The sequence below is a fragment of the Enterobacter sp. genome (genome assembly GCF_977039595.1).
Map to the genome: position 1 here is coordinate 1 of NZ_CDRQYH010000113.1, position 6,847 is coordinate 6,847.

Annotated in this window: 6 protein-coding genes and 1 rRNA gene; 4 read left to right on the plus strand and 3 right to left on the minus strand. The window is 53.4% G+C overall.

Going from position 1 to position 6,847, the window contains the following annotated elements:
* From rrf to ACWYRJ_RS20080, 4 genes are all read left to right on the plus strand, one after another.
* Positions 1-80 (plus strand): 5S ribosomal RNA (gene rrf / locus ACWYRJ_RS20065); the annotation flags it as partial.
* Positions 81-204: 124 nt separating this feature from the next.
* Positions 205-1,233, plus strand: coding sequence for a UDP-N-acetylmuramate dehydrogenase (gene murB, locus ACWYRJ_RS20070; protein WP_149367191.1), 1,029 nt, complete (start codon positions 205-207; stop codon positions 1,231-1,233).
* Positions 1,230-2,192, plus strand: a complete 963-nt coding sequence (gene birA / locus ACWYRJ_RS20075; protein WP_111963692.1) for a bifunctional biotin--[acetyl-CoA-carboxylase] ligase/biotin operon repressor BirA — start codon at positions 1,230-1,232, stop codon at positions 2,190-2,192. The genes murB and birA overlap by 4 nt, the downstream gene beginning before the upstream one ends.
* A gap of 16 nt (positions 2,193-2,208) precedes the next feature.
* Positions 2,209-3,201: a glycosyl hydrolase family 8 gene (locus ACWYRJ_RS20080; protein WP_455508498.1), complete on the plus strand. Its 993-nt coding sequence runs from the start codon at positions 2,209-2,211 to the stop codon at positions 3,199-3,201.
* 54 nt (positions 3,202-3,255) lie between these two features.
* Here the strand turns inward: ACWYRJ_RS20080 and bcsG are convergent, their stop codons facing one another.
* The 3 genes from bcsG to bcsE are packed head-to-tail and all read right to left on the minus strand — an operon-like array spanning position 3,256 to position 6,681.
* Positions 3,256-4,935, minus strand: a complete 1,680-nt coding sequence (gene bcsG / locus ACWYRJ_RS20085; protein ID WP_249577099.1) for a cellulose biosynthesis protein BcsG — start codon at positions 4,933-4,935, stop codon at positions 3,256-3,258.
* Positions 4,928-5,125: a cellulose biosynthesis protein BcsF gene (gene bcsF, locus ACWYRJ_RS20090; protein WP_024908822.1), complete on the minus strand. Its 198-nt coding sequence runs from the start codon at positions 5,123-5,125 to the stop codon at positions 4,928-4,930. Before bcsF ends, bcsG begins: the two co-directional genes overlap by 8 nt.
* The gene (bcsE, locus tag ACWYRJ_RS20095; protein WP_455508499.1) at positions 5,119-6,681 is read right to left on the minus strand and encodes a cellulose biosynthesis c-di-GMP-binding protein BcsE; all 1,563 of its coding nucleotides are present in this window, start codon (positions 6,679-6,681) and stop codon (positions 5,119-5,121) included. Before bcsE ends, bcsF begins: the two co-directional genes overlap by 7 nt.
* Positions 6,682-6,847: the final 166 nt, after the last annotated feature.

The window sequence follows — 6,847 nt, forward strand, 5'->3', positions numbered from 1 at the left end:
ATGCCGAACTCAGAAGTGAAACGCCGTAGCGCCGATGGTAGTGTGGGGTCTCCCCATGTGAGAGTAGGGAACTGCCAGGCATCAAACAAGTGAAGAGGCCATCCGAAAGGATGGCCTTTTTGCGTTTATGCGCTGCACAAACTAATCCCCCAACGCCCTGCTTATACGGTAAACTACCTGCGTTTTTGCATCAGGATAGCGTTTATGAACCACTCCCTTAAGCCCTGGAATACCTTTGGCATTCAACGCAATGCTAATCAAATTGTACGTGCCGATACCGCACATCAGCTGCTGGATGCATGGCAAAGCGCAACAGAAAATAACGAACCCGTACTGATTCTGGGCGAAGGAAGTAATGTCCTGTTTCTCGACGATTTTGCGGGAACGGTGATCGTTAACCGCATCATGGGAATTGATGTTGAAGAGAGTGCCGATAGCTGGCACCTGCACGTGGGGGCCGGAGAAAACTGGCATCATCTGGTGCAATTTACCCTCGAAAAAGGGATGCCGGGCCTGGAAAACCTTGCGCTTATTCCAGGCTGCGCCGGATCCTCACCTATTCAAAACATCGGCGCCTACGGCATCGAACTGAAAAATGTCTGCGAATATGTCGACTGCATCGAACTGGCGACCGGAACGGCTAAGCGTTTAACGGCAGAACAGTGCCGGTTTGGCTATCGTGACAGTATCTTCAAACATGAATATCAGGATCGCTACGTGATTGTCGCCGTGGGGCTGCGTCTGTCGAAGAACTGGCAGCCCGTATTGACCTACGGAGATTTAACGCGTCTCGATCCGGCGACCGTTACCGCACGCGACGTTTTTGACTCAGTTTGCCATATGCGGATGACCAAGCTTCCCGATCCTAAAGTTAACGGAAACGCTGGCAGTTTCTTTAAAAACCCAGTTATCAGCAGCGAAAATGCAAAAATTCTTCTTGAAGGATGGCCAACTGCGCCACATTACCCTCAGGCGGATGGCAGCGTGAAGTTGGCCGCCGGGTGGCTTATCGATCAATGCCAGCTAAAGGGTACTTCATTAGGCGGTGCCGCCGTTCACCAACATCAGGCTCTGGTGCTGATTAACCAATGCGATGCGACCAGTGATGATGTTGTACAGCTGGCTCATTATGTTCGTCAGCGTGTGGGCGAAAAATTCAACGTCTGGCTGGAGCCAGAAGTTCGCTTCATTGGCCGCACAGGTGAAGTCAATGCCGTGGAGACTATCGCGTGAAGGACAATACTATCCCCTTAACCCTGATTAGCATCCTTGCTGACGGTGAGTTTCATTCTGGCGAGCAGCTGGGTGAACAGCTTGGCATGAGCCGTGCTGCTATCAATAAACATATCCAGACGCTTCGCGACTGGGGTGTTGATGTGTTCACGGTTCCCGGAAAAGGTTACAGCCTGCCGGAGCCGATTCAATTGCTGAATGAAGACGCGATCCGCAGCCAGATTGGACACGGCAATGTTGCTGTGCTGCCGGTGATTGACTCGACGAACCAGTATCTTCTGGATCGGCTGCCTGAGCTGAAATCCGGAGATGCCTGCGTTGCTGAATACCAACAGGCCGGTCGCGGTCGTCGCGGTCGCAAATGGTTTTCGCCATTTGGTGCCAACCTCTATCTGTCCATGTACTGGCGACTCGATCAGGGCCCGGCCGCTGCCATTGGCTTGAGTCTGGTTATCGGCATCGTCATGGCGGAAGTGCTGCACGATCTGGGTGCGGATAAAGTACGTGTTAAATGGCCTAATGACCTGTACCTCAACGATCGTAAACTTGCCGGCATTCTGGTCGAACTGACGGGGAAAACGGGCGACGCGGCGCAAATCGTCATTGGCGCAGGCCTCAATATGGTGATGCGCAATGTACAAAGTGATGTGGTGAATCAGGCCTGGACTAACCTCCAGGAGGCGGGGATCGTCATCGATCGTAATACCCTTGCCGTGCGTATGATTAAAGAGTTGCGTAGCTCACTCACGCTTTTTGAGCAGGAAGGGCTGGCGCCGTTCCTGTCTCGTTGGGAAAAGCTGGATAACTTCATCAATCGCCCGGTGAAATTGCTGATTGGTGATAAAGAGATCTACGGAACTTCCCGCGGTATTGACGCACAGGGCGCGCTGCTCCTGGAACAGGATGGCGCGATTAAACCCTGGGTGGGCGGTGAGATTTCCCTGCGAAGTGCCGAATAACCGGATTGAGTTAATTATGCGAAAACCCGTCTGCGCGACGCTGGCCGTCATGATGAGTGTGCTGTTCTCGCCTCTCTCTCTGGCGGATAAGGCCTGGGAGAGTTACAAGGCCCGCTTTTTCAAACCGGAAGGCCGCATTGTCGATACCGGCAATGGTGGCGTGTCGCATACGGAAGGTCAGGGCTTTGCCATGCTGATGGCAGTCGCCAACGACGATAAAGCCACGTTTGATAAGCTCTGGCAATGGACGGACAGCCAGCTGAAGAACAAAGAGAATGGTCTCTTTTACTGGCGGTATAACCCCGCAGAGTCCAACCCGGTCGCGGACAAAAACAACGCCGCCGATGGTGACGTGCTGATTGCCTGGGCGCTGCTTAAAGCCGACGCCCGCTGGCATGACAAACGATACAGCGCCGCATCGGATGCCATTACAAAAGCGCTGGTTGCCCATAGCGTGATCCGCTATGCGGGTTACCGCGTGATGCTGCCCGGCGTCCAGGGATTTAAGCTTGACGGTGAAGTGGTCCTTAATCCTTCCTATTTTGTATTTCCGGCCTGGCAGGCCTTCGCCGGACGCAGTCATTTGCCGGTCTGGCGTGATTTGATTAAGGATGGTAAACGCCTGCTGGGGAAAATGGGCTCGGGTAAAGCGAATCTGCCCACTGACTGGGTTTCGCTGGCATCAGGTGGCAAGCTGACCCCTGCTAAAGGCTGGCCACCGCGAATGAGCTATGACGCGATTCGTATTCCGCTGTATGTCGCCTGGTCTGATAAGCAAAGCCCGCTGCTGACGCCGTGGAAGGCCTGGTTCGGTCAGTTCCCCCGGGAACAAACGCCCGCCTGGGTTAACGTCACGACCAACGAATATGCGCCCTATATGATGGAAGGCGGCCTGTTGGCTGTACGCGATTTAACGATGGGACAGTCTTCCGGCGAACCCGAAATCACCGCTAAAGACGACTACTATTCGGCAAGTCTGAAAATGCTGGTGTGGATTTCAGCGCAATAATAACGCACTGACTATCCCCTCTCCCCAACGGGGAGAGGGTGAGGCGTAAATCAGTTACTGCGGATACGGTACCCAATCTCCGCCGTTCAGGCGAACGTACGGTTTGTTCTGATACTGAATGACAACCGCGTTAGCGTTCTCTGAGACTTCTGCCGTTTGCGGCAGGTTGCTGGTGAGCTGATCCCAGTTCACGCTATCTTCCACAAACAGCTTCCCGTCAACGGCACGGGCAACCAGTTCTGAAATCGCCAGATAGCTGGACGGCTGGGTGATTTCAATCGGTGCGCCCTGATGGGGTGCTTTCATACCAAAGAACTTAATGCCAGCAGGCACGTTGGTAATCGACGGGCTTGGGATATCACGCAGACCTGATACCTGCATTCTGTCGCCTTTCAGCGCGCCGCCGTGCTCAGGTACCACTACCACCATCACTTTACGGCCTGACTTTTCCAGTTCCGTGAAGAACGCATCCAGCTCGTCAAAGAACTTCTGCGCACGCACTTTATAATCAGCCGTTTTGCTCACGCCCGGGAAATGGTTACCGTCGTGGAGCGGCAGGGTGTTAAAGAACGTCGCGCTGCGTGGATTACTGTCTTTTCCGATGGTCTGCAGCCAGCGCTGCAGGACGGCGGTATCGTCATAGACGGGCGAGCCGTCGAAGCCCAGAAGAGAGACAGGAAGGCCGGTTTGATCCATCAGCGGTGCCTGCATGCCACCCTGTTCGCGTACTTCTTTCAGGAAGTTACCGAACTGGCCGTTATGCCCCAGCATCAGATGCTGCGTAAAGCCCAGTTTTGCGAGGTTATCGAACAGATAACACTGGTTGCCGGCGGGTTGATACAGGTTTTTATGGGATGTCTGACCGCAGCTAGCACGCAGCAGGCGGATTGCTGCCGGGCCGCTGTACGAGGTGGCAGAGTTGAAATCTTTAAACTGAATATCGAAGTGTGACCACAGCGGATGAGACATCAAACCGGCGGCGTCCACGTCGGCCCAGGAGAGAGAGCAGATGTTGATCACCAGCAGTTCAAACGGCTGAGCATCCGCCGGAAGCGCATCCGGGAATTTAGTCTGTCGCTTATCTTCCGCGGTATAGAAACTGGAGAGCCAGGCGTTCAGGTTTGTAGAAGTCGGCGGTGCGGTCTGGGTTGGGATATCGCCCACGACAGGCGTATCGCCTGCCGTTGTGACGGTTGCCGCTGCGCTTCCCCCAGTGGTGGTCACCGTGGTGGTTGGTTGACCGGCAGGCCACAGAGAAAAGTTTGGCCCAGCCAGCGTCAGCACGTTAAGCCAGATCATAATCGCGACGACAAACACCGTGACGCGGATCCACTGTGACAGGAACAGCCAGGCAACCAGCAGCACAAATACCGCGCCAATCATCTGCCAGTTAATAAAGCGCTCGGTCAGATCGAGGATATAGCTGGCGCTAAAGCCCGCCACCTGCGAACCCTGGCTCATAATGCTATCCGGCCCCGGTAGCCAGGTATCATGCCAGAACAGCGCAAAGCCGACAGGAATGGCGACCCAGTGACGTAAGCGATGCAGCCTGATATTCGGCAGCGGCATCAGCAGGAAGGCCATAAACACCAGGTTGAGAAGGGGATGGAAATTCAGATAGCCTGCCCACAGCAGACCAAACTTCACCAGAAAGTAGAAGTTCCAGCCGGAAAGGCCGCGCCAGTATTGCCAGAGCGGCGAGGGTGACGAAGCGGTATAGGTAGAATTAGTCATGTTTTCGGTCTGCCTTGACGTGTGATGCCCGTGTCAGTGTTCCGGCTGGTTTTACATAGCGAGGTTTTATAAACAGCACTCTGGCCGTATCACGGATACGGCGTATGGAATGACGCGCATAGTAGCCAAGCGGGAAAAAGATCAGCGCACAGAATATAACCAGTTGAATAATATCGCTGATATTCATGATGATGCGTTCTCCGCGTTGTCTGTTAATAAGCGAAGGGGTTCCGGAACCCGACGCCAGACGTGTCCATCATGTCTGGCATTCAGGATCGGTTTAGCATCGCTCGTAATAGCGAGCGGTTTAGCCCATTGTTCGGGCTGGAGCGCACGCATCTGCACCAGCTCCGCGCTAATCGTATTATCTTCGAACCAAATCATACGGTTCGAGAAAATATCCCCGGTAGGCAGGGGGAAGATATGGTTAAGTGCCGTATCGAGATCGTTAACCCGGCAGAAGGACAAAAATAGCACCAGGCGATTGTCGCCAATGGTCATGATGTCCCCTGTACGGTTCGGGCGACATAGGGTGAGAGCCTGTTCAACGCGAATACCCGGTACAGGACGCAGGGCAACCATGACTCCTTTTCCGTCAGCAGGAAGAAGAGTGTTGTTCATCATGTTGCCGACGGCGTCGCAGAAGGTATCCCATTTTTGGTACCCACGCAGCTTCATCGGCTGCGTCATGGAGAGCAGCGTGGAAATATCTTCCGGTACATGGCGGCTAAACTGCTGGCCCTGAACGCTTTCGATAAGCGTCAGGCAGCGTGACAGCGGCGCATTCCATGGGATAACCATATTGGCGCCGCAGCCCAGAAGCAGGCGCTCATCGGTGGCGCGCAGGCTGGTATTGTTTTCGCGCACGATGATTTTTAACGCGCTTCCGCGCTGGCGGCGTAGGGTGTGGATTTGCCGTGCCAGCGTCTCAATCTGGTTATTCTGCATCAGCGAGAAAATAAGGGTCGCCGCCTGGGTTGTGCGGGCTTCATGGAAAAGGGCTTCGTTAGACTCAAAAAGTGTCCAGTTTTCCGACAGGGCGGGTGCCCCCTCTAAAACCGCGATATGGCTCAGAATGCGTTTTTCATCACTGCGCGGTTGGACCACGGTTTCTTCCTGCTGTGCAATGTGCCACTCGCCCTCAATATGTTTCAGGGTAAGCTGTTGCCTGGCACTCACGCCCTTTTTATTACACCAGAATGCAATATCGTAGAGATAGCTACCCACCTGATCGCGAACGCTTGCCAGACCGAACAGGGAGCGATATTCGCCCATTAAAAGTGAGAACAGCTTGTCATTATTACTGCCAGGATTGACTATCAATAGCGTGCAATTTTGAAATTTTGCCCATTTATTGATTTTTTCAAGCCACGGCAACAGTTTTTCAGCAGGGATATTTTGCAGGACGTTATTTGCACATTTAAGAATCACCAAATGGTGATCCGGATCAATAGAGCACTGAACGTCGCGGGACAAAAAGTATAGACTATCGGCTTCCGATGTCATGGAAAATAATCGCACCGTCTGAGGCCCGCGATTGTTTTCCAGCGTGATAATTTTCTTCGGGTCTTCGCCCATGCTAATGACGGCCACGCGGGAATCCTTATCCTGGGCAGCAATTGTCTGGTTAACCAGGCTGATAGCATCTTCATTTCGGTCCGTATTAATCCACCAGACTCCTCCGACTGGCATGTGGCTCAATTCGTCCCATAATGACTGGATGCCAATAGAAAATATGGAGTCCACGGTGTCCCTCTTTTCGTCTAATTTATCTGTATCTCAGTTTACTAGGGAAGGTGCGAACAAGTTCCTGATATGAGATCATCATATTCATCCGGAGCGCATCCCAGAGGGACATCATGAGCCATCAACTCACCTTCGCCGATAGTGAATTCAGCACTAAGCGCCGTCA